The sequence below is a fragment of the Agrobacterium leguminum genome, from assembly GCF_015704895.1.
GTDB classification, from domain to species: Bacteria; Pseudomonadota; Alphaproteobacteria; order Rhizobiales; family Rhizobiaceae; genus Agrobacterium; species Agrobacterium leguminum.
The window spans coordinates 21,315-39,749 of record NZ_JADQWB010000027.1 but is presented as its reverse complement, the minus strand read 5'-3'; the positions used below and the strand labels follow the sequence as shown (position 1 = coordinate 39,749).

The 18,435-nt window shown below is 61.2% G+C and carries 14 protein-coding genes; 6 read left to right on the top strand and 8 right to left on the bottom strand.

Annotation, left to right across the window (positions count from 1 at the left end):
- Positions 1–19: 19 nt before the first annotated feature.
- The 8 genes from I3J13_RS24245 to I3J13_RS24210 all read right to left on the bottom strand — a co-directional run bounded on the left by I3J13_RS24245 (position 20) and on the right by I3J13_RS24210 (position 10,722).
- Entirely contained in the window at positions 20–307 is a 288-nt protein-coding gene (locus tag I3J13_RS24245; RefSeq protein ID WP_196380524.1) for a hypothetical protein, read from the bottom strand.
- The gene (locus I3J13_RS24240) at positions 285–914 is read right to left on the bottom strand and encodes an NAD(P)H-dependent oxidoreductase (RefSeq protein ID WP_080853569.1); all 630 of its coding nucleotides are present in this window, start codon (positions 912–914) and stop codon (positions 285–287) included. The genes I3J13_RS24245 and I3J13_RS24240 overlap by 23 nt, the downstream gene beginning before the upstream one ends.
- 368 nt (positions 915–1,282) lie before the next feature.
- Complete coding sequence (locus I3J13_RS24235; RefSeq protein ID WP_196380523.1) at positions 1,283–2,662, bottom strand: GH1 family beta-glucosidase; 1,380 nt, start codon at positions 2,660–2,662, stop codon at positions 1,283–1,285.
- Positions 2,663–3,409: 747 nt separating this feature from the next.
- Positions 3,410–4,720 (bottom strand): xylose isomerase, encoded by a 1,311-nt coding sequence (gene xylA / locus I3J13_RS24230; RefSeq protein WP_080853571.1) that lies wholly within the window; start codon positions 4,718–4,720, stop codon positions 3,410–3,412.
- Between the two features lie 241 nt (positions 4,721–4,961).
- Positions 4,962–6,416, bottom strand: coding sequence for a xylulokinase (xylB, locus tag I3J13_RS24225; protein WP_196380531.1), 1,455 nt, complete (start codon positions 6,414–6,416; stop codon positions 4,962–4,964).
- 104 nt (positions 6,417–6,520) lie between these two features.
- A complete protein-coding gene (locus I3J13_RS24220) occupies positions 6,521–7,543 on the bottom strand; it encodes a LacI family DNA-binding transcriptional regulator (protein WP_137005583.1) in 1,023 nt (340 codons plus the stop codon).
- Between the two features lie 346 nt (positions 7,544–7,889).
- A complete protein-coding gene (locus I3J13_RS24215) occupies positions 7,890–9,473 on the bottom strand; it encodes a DHA2 family efflux MFS transporter permease subunit (protein WP_003520997.1) in 1,584 nt (527 codons plus the stop codon).
- Positions 9,474–9,507: 34 nt separating this feature from the next.
- Complete coding sequence (locus tag I3J13_RS24210) at positions 9,508–10,722, bottom strand: HlyD family secretion protein (RefSeq protein WP_196380522.1); 1,215 nt, start codon at positions 10,720–10,722, stop codon at positions 9,508–9,510.
- A 160-nt stretch (positions 10,723–10,882) separates the two neighbouring features.
- Here I3J13_RS24210 and I3J13_RS24205 point away from each other — a divergent pair, with 160 nt between their 5' ends.
- The 6 genes from I3J13_RS24205 (at position 10,883) to lysS (ending at position 18,406) form a co-directional block, all read left to right on the top strand.
- Positions 10,883–11,569, top strand: coding sequence for a TetR/AcrR family transcriptional regulator (locus I3J13_RS24205; RefSeq protein ID WP_059758536.1), 687 nt, complete (start codon positions 10,883–10,885; stop codon positions 11,567–11,569).
- Between the two features lie 265 nt (positions 11,570–11,834).
- Positions 11,835–12,581 (top strand): TerC family protein, encoded by a 747-nt coding sequence (locus I3J13_RS24200; RefSeq protein ID WP_080853574.1) that lies wholly within the window; start codon positions 11,835–11,837, stop codon positions 12,579–12,581.
- Between the two features lie 29 nt (positions 12,582–12,610).
- Entirely contained in the window at positions 12,611–13,099 is a 489-nt protein-coding gene (locus tag I3J13_RS24195; RefSeq protein ID WP_236001141.1) for a hypothetical protein, read from the top strand.
- A 114-nt stretch (positions 13,100–13,213) separates the two neighbouring features.
- Entirely contained in the window at positions 13,214–14,986 is a 1,773-nt protein-coding gene (locus I3J13_RS24190; protein WP_196380521.1) for an SLC13 family permease, read from the top strand.
- Between the two features lie 212 nt (positions 14,987–15,198).
- Positions 15,199–16,656 carry a glutamate--tRNA ligase gene (gltX, locus tag I3J13_RS24185; protein WP_196380520.1) on the top strand — a complete coding sequence of 486 codons (1,458 nt, stop codon included), beginning with the start codon at positions 15,199–15,201 and terminating at the stop codon, positions 16,654–16,656.
- Positions 16,657–16,906: 250 nt separating this feature from the next.
- Entirely contained in the window at positions 16,907–18,406 is a 1,500-nt protein-coding gene (gene lysS / locus I3J13_RS24180; protein WP_142170184.1) for a lysine--tRNA ligase, read from the top strand.
- The last annotated feature ends 29 nt before the right edge of the window (positions 18,407–18,435 follow it).

The window sequence follows — 18,435 nt, the reverse complement described above, 5'->3', positions numbered from 1 at the left end:
GGGTCATTTCGTCAGGCTTTCACTCAGAAATGCCGGGGATCGGCAATTCGATGGCGCATACTTGCCCGCACACGCCACCTTTTAACAGGGATGTTTTTTCAATTATCTGAAAAGAGAGGAAAAATCTACCGCAAAGCCGCGTGTGCAGCCCTGCGGCAGTCTGGAGCATTTTTGCGTTCTTCGAATCGCAAAAATGCTCCAGCTCTTTGTGTGCCGCATTTCCGGACGGAAAACCGGATTCCACTTTTCCTGGAAATGCTTTAGCTTTCGCGAGCGGCGTAAAATCAGACGCGGCTGACAAATTCATCGGCCGGGCGGCGCACCTTCTTCAGGTTCACCAGCCAGTCGCCTTCCGGCTGGCGATAACCGAGCGGCAGGATGGTGACGGAGCGCAGGCCCTTCTCGCGCAGGCCGAGGATTTCATCGAGCTTTGCCGGGTCGAAGCCTTCCATCGGAGTGGAATCCACGCCCTCGAAAGCGGCCTGCGCCACGGCCATGCCGAAGCCGATATAGGCCTGACGGGCGGCATGTTCGAAATTCACCTGCTGCTCGCGCTGCGGATAGGTGGAAAGCAGCATCTGGCGATAGGCTTCCCAGCCTTCATTCTTGATGCCGCGTTCTTCGTTGACCAGATCGAACATGCGGTTGATCCGCTCTTCGGTGTAATTGTCCCATGCCGCAAAAACCAGCAGATGCGAACCGTCGGTGACCTGCGCCTGGTTCCAGGCGATCTCGCGGATTTTGGCGCGCACTTCCGGATCGGTGACGACGATCACCTCGAAGGGCTGAAGACCGCTGGAGGTGGGGGCAAGCCGCGCCGCCTCGACAATGCGCTCGACCTTGTCTTCCGACACGGCCTTGGAAGGATCCATTTTCTTGGTGGCGTAACGCCAGTTGAGTTTTTCGATAAGCATCTTCGTTTTCCCTGGGAGGACCAACCCGCCCTGCCCCTTGGACGCCAGAACGGGTGCTACGCCTTCGTAGCCCGTCTGACATAGGAGGCGGGACGGCGGGCGCAAGCAGGCACCGCCGGGTAACCGACAAAAAAGTTTGGAAAACTGATAATAAGGGGAGAGAACTTTATTGCGGCGGGCGCTGACACGTCGCCTGCTACCGGATTCGGCGCGTAAAGTTCATGCAGGACCGCCCCCCAACCCTCATTCCTGTGCTCGTCACAGGAATCCAGTCGACACGCGTCCGCGTGGCGGAAAGACTCCCCTCAGCCCAAGGACTTGGGCTGGCTGGATCCCTGTGACGAGCACAGGGATGAGGGAGGTGACCGTTACGGCTTCGCCAGACCATGGTTCCCCTTCGGAAAGCCCGAAGCCAGCGCGCTGTACCATTTGCCGCTGTTCTTCAGCGTCCGCACCTGCGTGTCGTAATCCACATGCACGAGACCGAAGCGCATGCGATAGCCCTCAGCCCATTCGAAATTATCCATCAGGCTCCAGGCGAAATAACCGCGCATCGGATAACCCTCGCGGATGAGATCGGCGACGATGCCGAGATGTTCGGCGTAATAGTCGAGACGCGGCTGGTCATCCACCTCGCCGTTTTCGACGCCCATATTATAGCAGGCGCCGTTTTCGGTGATGTAGCAATCCGGCAGGTCGTAACGTTTATAGAGCGTTTCCACCAGCGACTGGAGCGCCGGGGCATAGACCTCCCAGCCGATATCGGTCTTCACATCGCTGACGGCCGGGGCCGGTGTCGTGGCGGGGAATTCCGCGCCCGGTGTCGCATCGTCGGCGACACGCATCGGCGTGTAATAATTCAGGCCCCACCAGTCGAGCTTCTGGCTGATGATGGAAAGGTCTTCCGCCTCCACCACCGGCATGCGGCTTCCCAGCGCCTCCATCATCTCGGGCGGATATTCGCCCTTGAAGACCGGATCGAAAAACGCGCCGTTGTGGAACTGGAAGGCCCGTTCGGCGGCCTTGAGATCGGCGTCGCTATCGGAAGCCGGGATGACGGAATGGGCGTTCAGCACCAGCCCCACCGGCACCTTCGGCGCGACATGGCGGGAGGCTTCCACGCCGAAACCATGGGCGAGATTGATGTGATGCATGGCGGCAAGGGCTGCCTCCATGTTGCGCTCGCCCGGCGCATGAATGCCATAGAGATGGCTGAGCCACACCGCGCACCAGGGCTCGTTGAAGGTCGCCACCGCATCCAGCCGATCCCCCAGGCGGGCCATCACGGTCTTGGCGTATCGCTGGAAGGCGTGCGCAGTGGAGCGCGAGGCCCAGCCGCCATCGCCCATCAGCGTCAGCGGCAGGTCCCAATGGTAAAGCGTCGCATAGGTCTTGATGCCGCGCGCCTTGCAGCCATCGACGAGGCGGTCGTAGAAATCCAGCCCCTTCTCGTTGATCGGCCCGAAACCATCCGGAATGATGCGCGGCCAGGCGATGGAGAAACGATAAGCCTCGACACCCATGTCCTTGATGAGATCGAGATCCTGCTCCCAGCGATTGTAGTGATCGCAGGCAATATCGCCATTGTGACGCTCGAAGACATGGCCCGGCATATTGCAGAAGGCGTCCCAGATGGAGGGCTTGCGGCCATCTGCCTTCGTGGAGCCTTCGATCTGGAAAGAGGCGGTCGCGACGCCGAACAGGAAATCGCCGGGGAAACGGGCGGCTAGCGTTTTGGGATCGGTCATCTACGAGGCCCTTCTCTGTCCATCGAGCGTGAAAAGATCAGCAGCGGTTTAGACCATGTCGGCCGGCAGGTACAGTCGTGGGCGGCAGGAATCTACAACGTTTCAGGATGCGCAGTTAACAAGTCCAAAGCGCTTTGTATGGGGGAGTGCCACCGCAGCGGTTTGCCGGCGGCGCAAGGCATCGACCCGGAGAATGCGGGTGGAATATGGGAGGTGGTGGAAGTCGTTGCATTCACCGGGCCGTATCATCAGGGCCGCCACGGCAGCCCGTCGGTCACAGCCTTTTCACGGCACCTATCGGATCGGTCCTTCCCGCCTCTGGCCCGGCGGAATGCCTTTCCGAAACACGATCTGCCAGAACCATGCTTGTCGATGCCGGCCTCCGGTTCGCGAAGGGCGCCGCGCGCATCGCCCTTCCGTTCCGGTTGCGAGAGGAATGATGCGGCTAAATCAGCTGATGGGGATGAGTGGGGACGTATTTTTTGGGAAGTGACTGAAAAGGAAGGAGTGGCGGTGTGGAATTGTCCTCGCCTTTGGGAAGAGATGGCGAGCGGGCCCCCTCATCCGGCCCTTCGGGCCACCTTCTCCCCGGCCGGGGAGAAGAAATGTGCAGTGACCGCAGCATATTCTCAGGAGAGGTCGCTTTGGGCAAAGAGCACCCCGCTTGTTCTTCTCCCCGCCGGGGAGAAGTACCGGAGCGAAGCGAGGCGATGAGGGGGCGACGCTGCCATCGCCCCCTCCACCGCATCAAACGTAACGATTGACCACGTTTTCGAGATATTCCTGACGGCCGGACTTCGGCTCGGGATTGATATCCTCACGCTCCACCAGAGCGGCAATCTCTTCCAGCTTCAGCTCGCCGCGCAGCATCTTCTGGGCTTCAGCCGAATCCCACCCGGCGTAACGCTCCGCAAGCGGCTTCGACAGCGCGCCGTCCTCGATCATCTTCGCCGCCGCCTTCAGGCCGCGGGCGCAGCAATCCATGCCGCCGATATGGCCGATCAGCAGGTCCTGCGGATCGAGCGACTGACGACGCAGCTTGGAGTCGAAGTTGGTGCCGCCGTTCTTGAAACCGCCACCGGCCAGAACATGATAATAAGCGAGAGCCATTTCCGGCACGTTGTTGGGGAACTGGTCGGTATCCCAGCCGGACTGGTAGTCGTTGCGGTTCATGTCGATGGAGCCGAAAATGCCGAAGGCATTGGCCATGGCGAGCTCATGCTCGAAGGAATGGCCGGCGAGAATGGCATGGCCCTGCTCGATATTGACCTTCACTTCCTTTTCCAGACCGTTCTTCTGCAGGAAGGCGTAAACGGTGGCGACGTCGTAGTCATACTGGTGCTTGGTCGGCTCCTGCGGCTTCGGCTCGATCAGGATCGTGCCTTCGAAGCCGATCTTGTATTTATATTCCACCACCAGATTGAGGAAGCGGCCGAGCTGGTCGAGTTCACGCGACAGATCGGTGTTGAGCAGGGTCTCGTAACCTTCGCGGCCGCCCCACAGAACATAGTTCGCGCCGCCGAGCTTCTTGGTGGCGTCCATGCAGGTCTTCACGGTCGCGGCGGAGAAAGCGAAAACATCCGGGTCCGGATTGGTGGCAGCACCCGACATGAAGCGACGGTTGGAGAAGAGGTTCGCCGTGCCCCAAAGGAGCTTCACGCCGGTATCGGCCTGCTTTTGGGCAAAATAATCAACGATCTCGTTGAGGTTCTTGGTATTCTCCGCGAAGTTCCGGCCCTCCGGGCGCACATCGGCGTCGTGGAAGCAATAAAACGGCGAACCGAGCAGCGAGAAGAATTCGAAAGCCACATCCGCCTTCAGTTTTGCCGCCTGCATCGTATCTTCGAACCATGGGCGCAGGAACGTCTGGCCGCCGAAGGGGTCGCCGCCCGGCCAGGTGAAGGTGTGCCAATAGGCCACCGCAAAACGCAGGTGATCTTCCATGCGCTTGCCGGCGACGATTTCGTCGGGGTTGTAATGACGGAAGGCCAGCGGGTTGGTGCTGTCGGGGCCTTCATATTTGATCTTGGCAATATCGCCGAAGAAACCTGTGCTCATGGTGATCCTCCTCTTGGGGTGGGTTTAGATGGTGTTCTGAAATTTCAGGGTCGGCGTTTGCTGCTCACCCCCCTCTGTCCTGCCGGACATCTCCCCCTCAAGGGGGGAGATCGACTCGCGGTTAGGTCTCGTCCTCACGTAAGGCTGAGGGTGGAGCGAGGGTTAGCGCCCTGCCGATCTCCCCCCTTGAGGGGGAGATGCCCGGCAGGGCAGAGGGGGGTGAAGCTGCACACGCCGCGTCTCAATGCGAAAGCGCCCGAATAGCCGGATAAAGCGCATGATAGCGCCGGTAAGCCTCCTCATAGGCGCCGGCCAGCGCCGCCACCGGCTCAATGGTCCGCGCCGTTTCCGGCTGCGCGCAAACCGCCACCGGATCGGCCCCGGTCGCGGCGATGAGGCCGAGGCGGGCCGCACCGAAAGCGGCGCCGAAATCGCCCTCGGCCGGAATATCGACGGGCACGCCGAGCGAGGTAGCGATGGAGGCCAGCCAATAGGCCGAGCGCGAGCCGCCGCCGATGGCGGTGACGCGGGAAATGGACGTGCCGGCCGATTTCAGCGCTTCGAGATTGTCCCTGATCGCGAAAGTCACGCCTTCCAGCACCGCCTGCGTCAGCGCCTTGCGGTCGCTTTCATGCGAAAGACCGATAAAGGAGCCGCGAATGGCGGCGTCGTTGTGCGGGGTGCGCTCGCCGGAGAGATAGGGCGCGAAGGTGACACCGGTCGGCGCAAGCAGCGTTTCGCCCAATTCGCCGGTCAGATCGGCGGCGGATTGGCCGGTGAGGCGCGAATACCAGTTCAGCGCATCGGTGGCGGAGAGGATGACGCCCATCTGGTGCCAGGTATTGGGCAGCGCATGGCAGAAGGCGTGCACGGCGCTTTCCGGCTTCGGCAGGTAAGATGCATTGGCGGCGAAAAGCACGCCGGATGTGCCGAGCGAGACGAAGGCATGGCCCTCCTTCACCGTGCCCATGCCGCAGGCGGAAGCGGCATTGTCGCCCGCGCCGCCGGCAACGACGGTGCGGCCGGAAATGCCCCATTCGGAGCCAAGTTCGGCGCGCAGCACGCCCGCCTCATCCGTGCCTTCCACCAGCGAGGGCATGTGTTTTTCATCCAGACCGGTGGCGGCAAGAAGTTCGGAAGACCATTTGCGTGCGCCGGTATCGAGCCAGGAGGTGCCGGCGGAATCCGACATTTCGGAGATGTATTCGCCCGTCAGCCAAAGACGCAGATAATCCTTCGGCAGCAGCACCTTGGCCACTTTCGCGAAGATTTCAGGTTCGTTCTTCGCCACCCAGGCAAGTTTCGGCGCGGTGAAACCGGGGAAGACGATGTTGCCGGTGATCTTGCGGAAGCGTGGATCGGCATCCAGCGCGGCGGCCTCGGCATAAGAGCGCGTGTCGTTCCACAGGATGCAGGGGCGCAGCACCTTACCGGCCGCATCGATCAGCGTCGCGCCATGCATCTGGCCGGAAAGGCCGATGCCCTTGACGGCGGCAAGCTCCTTCGGAAACTTCTGCTTCAGGCCGGCAACGGCGGTTTTCGTCGCGGCAATCCAGTCGGCCGGATCCTGTTCCGACCAGCCGTGATGCGGGCGCGAAACGTCCAGCGAGCCGTTGGCCGAGCCGATGATTTTCTGATCGCCGTCCATCAGCAGGGCTTTGACGCCGGATGTGCCAAGATCGAGACCGAGATACATGTATTTCTCCATTCCGGCGCGCCATGCGCCGCTTTCAGCGTTTTTTAAAAGTCACCGCATTCCGGACGGGAAACCGGCGGCCACTTTTCCTGGAAATGCTCTCATCAGGGAAGATTGTCCCTGAGGAATATGTCGATACGGATACGTTCCTGCGCGGCGATGACGGGTAGACCGTCGGCCCGCGCCTTCAAAACGCGGATGGCGCTGCGCACCTCATGGCCGGCATCCTGGTTGAGCACGGCGTCCAGCAGCCCTTCCCGCAGCGCATTGGCGGTGTTTTCCGTCAGCTCATGGGCGATGACCGAAAGCGCTCTTTCGCCCTCTGCCGCGCCAAGCGCCCGGATGAGGCCGCGATTGCCCGCGCCGAGGCTGTAGATTCCGGAGAGCGCGGCATTGCCGAGCGCCTTGCGCACCAGCGTCTCGACGGTGAGCGGATCGTCCCTGCCCTCCAGCACCGGCAGCAGCCGCAATTGCGGAAATTCGGATTCGATAACGGCGCGAAATCCTTCCAGACGTTCGCGATGGTCGCGCACCAGCATGGAGCCGGCGACAACCGCGACATCGCCGCCGCGCCCGGAGAGAAAACGTCCCATCAGGCTCGCCGCCGTGCGCCCGGCCGCGACGTTGTCCACGCCGGCATAATGATCCCGCCGCGAACCGGAAAGATCGGACACCAGCGTCACCGTGGCGATGCCGTCTTCGGCCAGCCGGTCGGCGGCTTCCGCCACATCCTCGGAATCGGTGGCGACGAAGGCGACGCCCGACGGCTTTTCCCGCCGCGCGACTTCCAGAGCCTCCGTCAGCGCCGTGGCATTGAACGGCGGCACCTCGATGACGCGGATCGCCGTGCGCTCCAGATGCGCCCGTGCCGCTGCGGCCCGCACTTCGGCGCGCAGCGTCGCCATGAAGGAATTGTCATTGCCCGGCAGGATGAAGACCAGCGAATAATTGCGGCCCTTGGCCAGATTGGCGGCCGCGATATCGCGCACATAACCAAGCTCGGCAATGGCCGCCTCCACCCGTGCCCGCGTTGCCGCATGCACGCCGGGGCGCATGTTCAGCACCCGGTCGATGGTGGCGAGACTGACGCCCGCCCGCTCGGCGATATCGTGAACTGTCGGCTTCATGGCTCCTCCCTCACCCTGCATATCCAGCTTTGTGGTCGAGGTAAACTGAAAAATGATGTACGTACCTCATATTCTGTCTAAAGCCGCAGCGATCAATCGGCGGAGGTTCGTTCACGGCGTTGCCGCGCGTTTCTTCTCCCCGAGGGGGAGAAGGTGGCCCGAAGGGTCGGATGAGGGGGCCAGCTCTCCGAATATCTCTACCCTCGCCCCCCTCATCCCGCTGCCGCGGACTTCTCCCCGGCGGGGAGAAGAAATATGCCGCCCTCGCTCGCTCCATATTCAAAACAAAAAAGGGGCCGTCATTTCCGACGGCCCCAGCTCTGCGGTGGATGGGAGGGGATTCTTGTTAGTGCGCCGCGTCTGGCGGCGGCGCTGCCTTGGGTTTCTGGATCAGCACGGTCATGAAGATCAGGCTCGAGAACAACAGCGTCAGCGCGAAGAACACATCCGCGAAGGCCAATATCCATGCTTGCTGCGAGACCATGCCGACCAGTTTCTTGACGGCGACGGACGCGCCGTCCAGACCGTAGGAATCGTAGTTGGCGCCGACACTGTTCAGCCATTCCAGCGCCTGCGGATTGGAATAGCTCACATGTTCGGCTAGCCGCACATAATGGTCGTCCGTGCGCTGCGACAGCATGGTGTTGATGATGGCAAGACCGACCGCGCCGCCGAGGTTACGGGTAAGGTTGAACAGGCCGGACGCATTGCGGATGCGGGCCGGCGGCAGGGTGCCGAGCGCGATGTTGTTGATCGGCACCATGCACATCATCAGGCCGAAACCGCGCAGGATCTGCGGGATCAGCAGCTCGTAAAAATCCCAGTCGGTCGTCACATGCGTCATGATCCATGTGCCGCAGCCGAAGCTGATGAAGCCGATGGCCATCATCGCCCGCGGGTCGAGCTTGGTGGAGACCTTGCCGGCAATCGGCGCGGTGAAGAACATGGCAAGACCGGAGACGAACATGGTCTCGCCGATCATCAGCGCATCGTAACCGCGCACCCGGCCGAGATAGAGCGGGTAAAGATAGGTCAGCCCGTAAAGCCCGATGCCCATGACGAAGGAAAACAGCGAGCCGATGGAGAAGTTGCGGTCGGCGAAGGCGCGGATATCCACGACAGGGAATTCCACCTTGAAGGCGCGCCAGAAGAACACCACGGCACCGATGACCATGGCGACCGTTCCCATGACGATATGCTCGTCGTTGAACCAGTCCTTGTTGTTGCCCTCTTCCAGCACATATTCCAGCGAGCCGAGGAAGACGGCCATGGAGATCAGCCCCCACCAGTCGAACTTCTTCCAGAGCGACTTTTCCGGCTTGTCGAAATCGATCAGGCTCCAGGTGAGGATGGTGACGATGATGCCGGGGATGATGTTGACGAGGAACAGCCAGTGCCAGGAAAAGGCATTGGAAAGATAACCGCCGACCGTCGGGCCGATGGTGGGCGCAAGCGTGGCGACGAGACCGATGATCGGTGACACGACCGAACGCTTCGAGGGCGGGAAGATCGTGAAGGCGGCGGCGAAGACGGAGGGGATCATGCCGCCGCCGATAAAGCCCTGGATCGCGCGGTAGACGATCATCTGGTCGATATTGGTGGCTGTGGCGCAGAGCGCGCTCGATATGGTGAAGCCGGCCGCGCAGGTGGCGAAGAGCACGCGCGTGGAGAGAATGCGCGCCAGCGTGCCCGACAGCGGGATCATAATGACTTCGGCGATCAGATAGGAGGTCTGCACCCAGGCGATCTCATCGGAACCCGCGCCGAGACCCGCCTGGATTTCCGCCAGCGAGGCGGAGACGATCTGAATGTCGAGGATGGACATGAACATGCCGAAGACCATCGCGAAGAAGGCGATGAGCCTGCGCCTGTCCATCGGGGGATCGGCGGGGATGGACGCCCCGCCCGTACCGACAACCGTAGCCGCCATGATCTTGACCTCAACGGCGCATCAGCGATGCGCCTTACTTGGCTTCCGGGTTAACTTGCGCCGTTTTCGTCGTTTCCGGCGCCGTGCGGGTATCGACATCGACAACGACGCTGAGGCCGGCGCGCAGATTGTGCCTGGCGAGGTCTTCCCTGGAGAAGACGATGCGCACCGGCACGCGCTGAATGACCTTGGTGAAGTTGCCGGTCGCATTTTCCGGCGGCAGCATGGAGAAGACCGAGCCCGAACCGGGCGAAATCGACTGCACCGTGCCCTCGATCGTCGCATCGTCAAAGGCGTCGACATGCACGCGCACCTTCGAACCGGGCACGACGCGGGCAAGCTGCGTTTCCTTGAAATTGGCGTCGATATAAAGCTCGTTCATCGGCACCAGCGAAGCCAGACGCTTGCCGACCGAAACCAGATCGCCGTTCTGAACCGCCAGATTGCCGATGACGCCGTCATAGGGCGCTTTCAGAACCGTGAAGGAAAGATCGCGGGCGGCCTTGTCGCGGGAAAGCTGCAGCGAACGGATCGTGCTTTCGGCTTCCTCGCGCTGGGCGCGCAGGAGTTCCACATTGGCCTTGGCCGAGGAGATGGCGGCATCGCCGGCCACGACATTCGCCCTGGCCTGATCGAGCGCGACCTGCGCATTGTCGGAAGCGGCAACCGTGCCGACATCCTTCGCCTGCAGCTCGCTGGCGCGCTTCTGGGTGATTTCGGCACCGCGAAGGGCGGCATCCAGCGCACCCTTCTGGGCGACGGCCTGTTCCAGCGAAGCTTCGCCGCCGACGATCTGCGCATCGATGCGCTTCAGCGACAGCTGCTCGGTGCGGATCTGGGCTTCGGCCTGATCGAGCGCGATGCGATAATCGCCGTCGTCCAGCGTCACCAGCGGATCGCCCGCCTTGACTTCCTGGTTCTCGACCACGTTGACCTTGGCGACATAGCCCGAAACCTTCGGTGCGATGACGGCGATATCGCCTTCTATATAGGCGTCGTCCGTCGACACCATGAAGCGGCCGTCGACCCACCAGTTGTAACCGTACCAGCCGGCGCCGGCGAGAAGGGCGACAGCGATGACCGGCAGAAGCTTCGAACGCTTCTTCTGCTTCGGCGCCGCAATGGTCTGGGGCTGCGGCGGCGGCGCGGCCTCAGCCGGCTTTGCCGGAGAGGTCTCGGCCTTGGCGGAGATATCCGCCTCTTCCGCATCGTTGACGGCGCGAACCGCGCTATTCTTCTGGGCCGACATGGGAGCTTACCGTGATAAATTGAAGAAAGTTTTTCGAACTGAACCGTTCGGTTCGATTGACATAATCTCTTTCCTGACACATATCAAGTGTTATCGAACCGATTGGTTCGACGTTCGGTTAATTTTTTTTACGCCATTGCGATGCTAAGAGACGGTAGCGATGGCAGGTGAAGACAGGGATATGGAGACGGAAACGGAAACGGGCTGTCCGGGCAATGCCGCCGGGCGTTTTGCGGCGGGTGAAGACCCGGCCAAACGCGAGCAGATTCTGGCGGGCGCCTGGCGTGTGTTCAAGCGCAAGGGTTTCGATGCGGCCAGCATGAACGACATCACGCGCGAAGCGGGCGTTTCCAAGGGCACGATCTATGTCTATTTCTCCAACAAGGAAGATCTGTTCGCGGCGCTGGTCGATCACCACCGGCAGGAATTCGCCACCTCCATGCGCAATATTCTGGCCGGCACCGAAGAGGTGCGCGACGGGCTGAGACAATTCGGCAAGGCCTTCGCCAACAAGATGATCTGCTCGGAGATGATCCCGGCCATGCGCTCGGTCATCGGCGTCATCGACCGCATGCCGAAGCTGGCGCAGCGCTTCTTCATCGCCGCACCCAACAATGTCCGCACCGTGCTTCAGGATTTCATCGAGCACCATGTCGCGCTCGGCCATCTGAAGGTCGATGACGTGGAGCTGGCCGCCCGGCAATATATCGAGCTTTCCACCGGCACCTTCTTCAAGCTGCGCCTGTTCGGAGAGATCGAAGGCCCGGTTCCGGAAGAAGAACTGGACCGGGTGATCGCCAGCGCCATCAAGGTATTCATGGCCGCCTACGGAACCGACAAGGCCTGAGATCATTTAGAGTTTTTTCGCTTTTCTCCGAATCGCGAAAACACTCTAACTCTTTGTTCTGGCGCATTCCCGGACGGAAAACCGGGGGCCACTTTTCCTGGAAATGCACTCGCAACGGCGTGAACGCCAATACGCGGTCTGCGCGAAATTTCGATGAAATCTTGCGCCCCGGAGCCATCAACTCCTTGTTTCTCGCGTATTGCGCTATAAATTCCACCCACCGAATGTTTCGGCTGGCCTTGTTGCTGAAAGGAAAACCTACCTGATGGAGTCCATTCTCCCTCTTCTATCTGACCCCGCCGCCTGGGTGGCGCTCGTCACGCTGATCGTCATGGAGGTCGTGCTCGGCATCGACAACCTGATCTTCATCTCCATCCTCACCAACAAGCTGCCGCCCGAACAGCGCGAAAAAGCCCGCAAGATCGGTATAGGCCTTGCGCTCGTCATGCGCCTCGGCCTGCTCGGCACCGTCGCATGGATCGTGCAGCTCACCACGCCGGTCTTCGAACTCTTCGGCCACGCCTTCTCCTGGAAGGACATGATCCTGATCGCCGGCGGTCTTTTCCTGATGTGGAAGGCCACCAAGGAAATCCACCACAATGTCGACCCGGAAGACCACAAGGAAGACATGGTGGGCGGCCCCGTGGGCATGAATTTCGGCGCCGCCATCGGCCAGATCCTGCTGCTCGACCTCGTCTTCTCGGTGGACAGCATCATCACCGCCGTCGGCATGACACCGCATCTGCCGATCATGATCGTCGCGGTCATCGTGGCCGTCACCGTCATGCTGCTGGCCGCAACGCCGCTCGCCAACTTCATCGAGCGCAACCCCACCATCGTCATGCTGGCGCTCGCCTTCCTGATGATGATCGGCACGACGCTGATCGCCGAAGGCATGGGCTTCCATGTTCCGAAGGGCTACGTCTATGCCGCCATGGCGTTCTCGGCGCTGGTGGAACTGCTCAACATGCTGGCCCGCAATGCGAGGCGAAAGAAAAAACAGCCGCAGTGACGGCTACGACGACTGGCAGGGCCCGCCGCATGCGGGCCTTGCGCTACCAAAACCGGACAAAGCGGTATCAACATCCCGCACTGCCCGGAGGGGAAGAGAGCATGGCTTTCGTCATCAAAGCGGAAATCTCAAATCCCGACGCGGAAACCTTCGCATTCGCCGCGCAAAAAACCATGTATGGCGGCAAGACCATAACGGAAAGCGACACCGTTTTTCTGTTTGCCAGTGAAAATGAGGGCGGGCATGGCCTCATCGCGCGCGGCACGGTGACAAGCGCCCAAGCAGTTGCCCGCAAACCCGGCATCGCGCGACAGACACCCCGGGTCGATCTCACCATAAAACGAACCGCAACTGCTCTGCGTCCGCTGGGTCGTGCGGAACTTCGCGACTTCCGTGACTGGGACGACGGGCAGCCCGGAACCGAGCTCAATTTCAAGCTTTATCGCCAGGCGACAGACAAGATCGTCGGCATCTCTGACCGGGCAGCAGATTATATCGACAGTTTTTTCATGCAATGAAACGATATGCGCCTGCGGGAGGAACTCCCGTTGCGCACTTGCGTTGATGGTTACGTTCCTTACAAAAAAGCAGATACGATTCCATCTCCCCGCATGCGAAAGTAACCCGCCCAGATGACGACAGACCAGATCCTCGCCTTCACCGTCATCGCCGGCATGATGGTCGCGTTCATCTGGGACAGGCTGCGTTACGATGTCGTCGCCTGCAGTGCGCTGCTCGTGGCCGTGGCGCTCGGTGTCGTGCCTTTCGAAAAAGCTTTTTCCGGTTTTTCGGACGATATCGTCATCATCGTCGGCAGTGCGCTGGTGGTCAGTTCGGCTGTCGCCCGCTCGGGCATCGTCGATATGACGATAAAGAAATATTTCCCCGAAATGCACTCCAAGAGCCTGCAGCTCGCTTTCCTGATGATCGTCGTCGCCGTCATGTCGGCCTTCATCAAGAATATCGGCGCGCTTGCCATCATGATGCCGGTCGCCTTCCAGTTCGCCCGCAAATCCGGCAGCCCGGTCTCCTATTATCTGATGCCCATGGCCTTCGCCGCCCTGCTGGGCGGGTTGATGACGCAGATCGGCACCTCGCCCAACATCGTCGTCTCGCGGCTGCGCGAGGAAATGACCGGGCAGAGTTTTTCGATGTTCGACTTCACCCCCGTCGGCGCGGGGCTGACCGTCATCGGCATCATCTTCCTGACCTTCGGTTACCGCCTGCTGCCGGTGCGCAACCGCCAGCAGGCGTCGGTGGAAGATATTCTCGACCAGTCCGCCTATACCGCCGAAGCCACCCTGCCGGCCGACAGCACCCATGCGGAGAAACCGCTGCGTGAATTGCTGAAACAGGCCGACGGCGATGTGATCGCCAGCACCATCCTGCGCGGCCCCCGGCGCATCTCCCCCTTCCCCGACGTGACGCTGAAGGCGGGTGACACGATTCTTCTCGAAGGCAGCCCGGAGGGGCTGGACCGCATCGTCTCACAGGCGAAGCTTTTGCTTTCCGGCAAGCCGCTCACCGAAAACGGCCAGAAAACCGCCGATCTCATTTCCATGGAAGCGGTGATCAGCAATGAATCGGTGCTGAGCGGCATTTCCGCGCGTGAGCTTTCGCTCTCCTATACGCGCGGCGTCAATCTGATCGCCGTCAGCCGGCGCGGCCAGCGCGTCAGCCAGCGGCTCTCTGAGCTGACATTGCAGGCGGGCGATGTCATTCTTTTACAGGGCAGCCGCAAGAACCTGCCGCAGGTATTGCAGGAATTTTCGCTCTTGCCGCTGGCGCAGCGGGAAATCCTGCTGGGCGTGCAGCGCCGCGCGCTTTTGCCGGTCATCGTGCTTGCTGCCGCCATGATCGCCGCCGGCAGCGGGCTGGTGCCGGTCTCCGTCGCCTTTTTCGCCGCCGCTTTCCTGATGATCGTCGTTGGCGCAATCCCGCTCACCGAGGTCTATAAATCCATCGACGGGCCGATCCTCGTCATGCTCGCCGCCCTTATTCCCGTCAGCGACAGCCTGCGTACCAGCGGGGCAAGCGAACTGATCGCCGCATGGCTCGGTCATGCCGCGCAGGGATTGCCGCCCTTTGCGGCGCTCGGCATGATCCTGCTCACCGCCATGGCGGTGACGCCCTTTCTCAACAATGCCGCCACCGTGCTGGTCATGGCTCCCATCGCCGCCGGTTTCGCCACCACGCTCGGTTTCCGGCCGGAGGCCTTCCTGATGGCGGTGGCAATCGGCGCAGGCTGCGATTTCCTCACCCCCATCGGCCACCAGTGCAATACGCTGGTCATGGGTCCGGGCGGTTATCGCTTCAGCGACTATCCGCGCCTCGGCCTGCCACTGTCGATCATGATCGTCATCGCCAGCATTCCCATGCTGCTTTACGTCTGGCCAGTGAGCTAGGACTCTCGGCCAGGACGCTGAACCAGCGCGGGCTTCGTATTTCCTTGACGCCTGCGGCAGAATATGGCCTAAGCCGAAGCCGAACGGGAATGTGCAAAAGGCGCTTTCATTGCGTCTTCCAACATGATTTCCTGCCGCATCCAAACGAAAACATCGTGACAGACGGGTGAAACCGCCCCGATGTCACTGCCACGTCACGACGAGTGAATTTCATGACCACTTCCGGCGTTCGCGTCCGCATCGCACCTTCCCCCACCGGCGAGCCGCATGTCGGCACCGCCTATATCGCGCTGTTCAACTATCTCTTCGCCAAGAAACATGGCGGCGAGTTCATCCTGCGCATCGAGGATACCGACGCCACCCGCTCGACCCTTGAATATGAGCAGAAAGTGCTGGAAGCCCTGCGCTGGACCGGCCTCACCTGGTCGGAAGGCCCCGATGTCGGCGGCCCTTACGGTCCCTACCGCCAGTCCGAGCGCAAGGCCATGTACTGGCCATACGCCGAAGAACTGCTGGAAAAAGGCCACGCCTTCCGCTGTTTCTGCACGCCCGAGCGGCTGGAAGAAATGCGCGAAGCCCAGCGCGCCGCTGGCAAGCCGCCGAAATATGACGGCCATTGCCTTAACCTGAAGGCCGAAGAAGTCACCGCCCGCGTCGCCGCCGGCGAACCAAACGTCGTGCGCATGAAAATCCCGACCGAAGGCTCGTGCGATTTCCATGACGGCGTTTATGGCGATGTCTCGATCCCGTGGGATTCGGTCGATATGCAGGTGCTGATCAAGGCCGACGGTATGCCGACCTATCACATGGCCAACGTCATCGACGACCATCTGATGAAGATCACCCATGTGGCCCGCGGCGAAGAATGGCTGGCATCCGTGCCCAAGCACATTCTGCTTTACCGTTATTTCGGCTGGGACCAGCCCACGTTCATGCATCTTTCGCTGATGCGCAACGCCGACAAGTCCAAGCTTTCCAAGCGCAAGAACCCGACCTCGATCTCCTATTATTCCGCGCTCGGCTACCTGCCGGAAGCGCTGATGAACTTCCTTGGCCTATTCTTCATCCAGATCGCCGAAGGCGAAGAACTTCTGACCATGGACGAGCTGGCGGTGAAGTTCGATCCGGAGGCGCTTTCCAAGGCCGGTGCCATCTTCGACATCCAGAAGCTGGACTGGCTGAACGGCCGCTGGCTGCGCGAGAAGCTTTCGCCGGAGGAGTTCATTGCCCGCACGCTGGAATGGGCGATGGAGAATGCCCGCCTGACCGAAGGTCTGAAGCTTGCCCAGAGCCGCATTTCGAGGCTCGGCGAATTGCCGAACCTCGCCGGCTTCCTGCTGGCGAGCGATGTCGGCCTGACGCCGGCTTCCTTTGCCGGGCTGAAGAGCAAACCGGAGGAAATCCACGAAATCCTCACCACGGTTGCCGCCGATCTGGAAAAGATGCCGGACTGGAATGTGGAAGCGATCGAGGCCGAACTGCGCGATGTGGCAGAACGCACCGGCAAGAAACTGCGCGTGGTGACGCCGCCGCTGTTTGTGGCCATGTCCGGTTCCTCGCGCTCTCTGCCGCTGTTTGACTCGATGGCGCTGCTCGGCCGCTCCGTGGTGCGCCAGCGGTTGAAGATGGCGATTGCCGTCGTGGCTACGATGGTTGGCAGCGGAAGCTGATAGTTTACGTGCTGGCGGTGACGGCAGCATTCTGAATATACCCCTCTGCTCGGGGTACCCCCCTCTGCCCTGCCGGGCATCTCCCCCTCAAGGGGGGAGATCAGGTGCCGCACCCGCTCGTTCCATGGGCAAGGTGCCCGCCGCTTGTCGATCTCCCCCCTTGAGGGGGAGATGCCCGGCAGGGCAGAGGGGGGTAAGCCCCGAGCGCAAAGGGTAATTGCAACGAACAAGCCCTCTGAAGGCGAATACGATGAACGACAAGACGACCGAAACCACCGCCCTCTCCTCCGACGCCACCGAAGTGCGCCGCCAGAAACTTGCGCTGCTACGCGAGCAGATCGGCGATGTCTATCCGGCGCATTTCCACCGCACGCTGACCAATGCGGAGCTGGCGGAAAAATACGCCGATATCGAAGCCGACGTCGAAACCGGCGATACGGTGACGGTGGCCGGCCGCGTTTATTCCTCGCGCAATTCCGGCATGTTCATGGATATCCATGACGCATCCGGCAAGGTGCAGATCTTCTCCCACAAGGATACGACGCCGGAAGCGGCGCGCAACCTTTTGCCGATGATCGATATCGGCGACATCATCGGCGTGACCGGCAAGGTGCGCCGCACCAAGCGCGGCGAGCTGACGATCAACGCCGAAGAAATCACCATGCTGACCAAGTCGCTGCTGCCGATGCCCGAAAAGTGGCATGGCGTCTCCGACATCGAGCTGCGTTACCGCAAGCGCCACCTCGACATTCTCTCCAACGAGGAATCCAAGCTGCGCTTCCTGCAGCGCTCGAAGATCCTCTCCGGCATCCGCCGCTTCATGGAGGCCGAAGGCTTCCTCGAAGTGGAAACGCCGATGCTGCAGACCATCTATGGCGGCGCGACGGCCGATCCGTTCAAGACCTTCCACAACACGCTGAAGATGGACATGTATCTGCGCATCGCGCCGGAACTGTACCTGAAGCGCACGCTGGTTTCGGGCCTCACCGACAAAGTCTTCGAAATCAACCGCAACTTCCGCAACGAAGGCGTTTCCACAAGGCACAATCCTGAATTCACCATGATGGAGTGCTACTGGGCCTATGCCGATTACGAGGACATCATGGGTCTCGTGGAGCGTCTGTTCGAGACGCTGGCGATTGCCCTGCACGGCACGACCGAAGTTGAATTCCAGGGCCAGACGATCTCCTTCAAGGGCCCGTTCAAGCGCGTGCCGATGCCCGACGCGGTGAAGGAAGCGACCGGTATCGACTTCCTCGCTATCAAGACCGACGAGGAAGCCCGCGCCGCCGCCAAGGCTGCTGGCTTCGCTGTCGAAAAGGACTGGACCTGGGGCGAATGCCTTGCCTTCATCTTCGAGGAGAAGGTGGAAGGCACACTGATCCAGCCGAGCCACGTCACGCATTTCCCGAAGGACATCTCGCCCTTCGCCAAGGAAGTGCCGGGCGAACCGCGCCTCGTCGAGCGTTTCGAAAGCTATTGCAACGCCTGGGAAGTGGGCAACGCCTTCTCCGAACTCAACGATCCGGAAGAACAGCGCCGCCGCATGGTGGAGCAGCTGGAGCAAGCGCACGCCCGCGGTGAAAAGGACAAGCAGCTGGACGACGAATTCCTCGACGCCATCGACCAGGGCATGCCGCCCGCCGGCGGCCTCGGCATCGGCGTCGATCGCCTGATCATGCTTCTGACCAACGCCCCGTCGATCCGCGACGTCATCCTCTTCCCGGCCCGCCGCAACAAGGCGGATTGACCGGACGAAACCCCGGGCGGCCTCGCGGC

What these genes read in the sequence shown, in the direction of transcription:
- I3J13_RS24245 (WP_196380524.1), bottom strand. Translation starts at nt 307, where the DNA reads ATGAATTTGTCAGCCGCGTCTGATTTTACGCCGCTCGCGAAAGCTAAA.
- I3J13_RS24240 (WP_080853569.1), bottom strand. Translation starts at nt 914, where the DNA reads ATGCTTATCGAAAAACTCAACTGGCGTTACGCCACCAAGAAAATGGAT.
- I3J13_RS24235 (WP_196380523.1), bottom strand. Translation starts at nt 2,662, where the DNA reads ATGACCGATCCCAAAACGCTAGCCGCCCGTTTCCCCGGCGATTTCCTG.
- xylA (WP_080853571.1), bottom strand. Translation starts at nt 4,720, where the DNA reads ATGAGCACAGGTTTCTTCGGCGATATTGCCAAGATCAAATATGAAGGC.
- xylB (WP_196380531.1), bottom strand. Translation starts at nt 6,416, where the DNA reads ATGTATCTCGGTCTCGATCTTGGCACATCCGGCGTCAAAGCCCTGCTG.
- I3J13_RS24220 (WP_137005583.1), bottom strand. Translation starts at nt 7,543, where the DNA reads ATGAAGCCGACAGTTCACGATATCGCCGAGCGGGCGGGCGTCAGTCTC.
- I3J13_RS24215 (WP_003520997.1), bottom strand. Translation starts at nt 9,473, where the DNA reads ATGGCGGCTACGGTTGTCGGTACGGGCGGGGCGTCCATCCCCGCCGAT.
- I3J13_RS24210 (WP_196380522.1), bottom strand. Translation starts at nt 10,722, where the DNA reads ATGTCGGCCCAGAAGAATAGCGCGGTTCGCGCCGTCAACGATGCGGAA.
- I3J13_RS24205 (WP_059758536.1), top strand. Translation starts at nt 10,883, where the DNA reads ATGGCAGGTGAAGACAGGGATATGGAGACGGAAACGGAAACGGGCTGT.
- I3J13_RS24200 (WP_080853574.1), top strand. Translation starts at nt 11,835, where the DNA reads ATGGAGTCCATTCTCCCTCTTCTATCTGACCCCGCCGCCTGGGTGGCG.
- I3J13_RS24195 (WP_236001141.1), top strand. Translation starts at nt 12,611, where the DNA reads ATGCGGGCCTTGCGCTACCAAAACCGGACAAAGCGGTATCAACATCCC.
- I3J13_RS24190 (WP_196380521.1), top strand. Translation starts at nt 13,214, where the DNA reads ATGACGACAGACCAGATCCTCGCCTTCACCGTCATCGCCGGCATGATG.
- gltX (WP_196380520.1), top strand. Translation starts at nt 15,199, where the DNA reads ATGACCACTTCCGGCGTTCGCGTCCGCATCGCACCTTCCCCCACCGGC.
- lysS (WP_142170184.1), top strand. Translation starts at nt 16,907, where the DNA reads ATGAACGACAAGACGACCGAAACCACCGCCCTCTCCTCCGACGCCACC.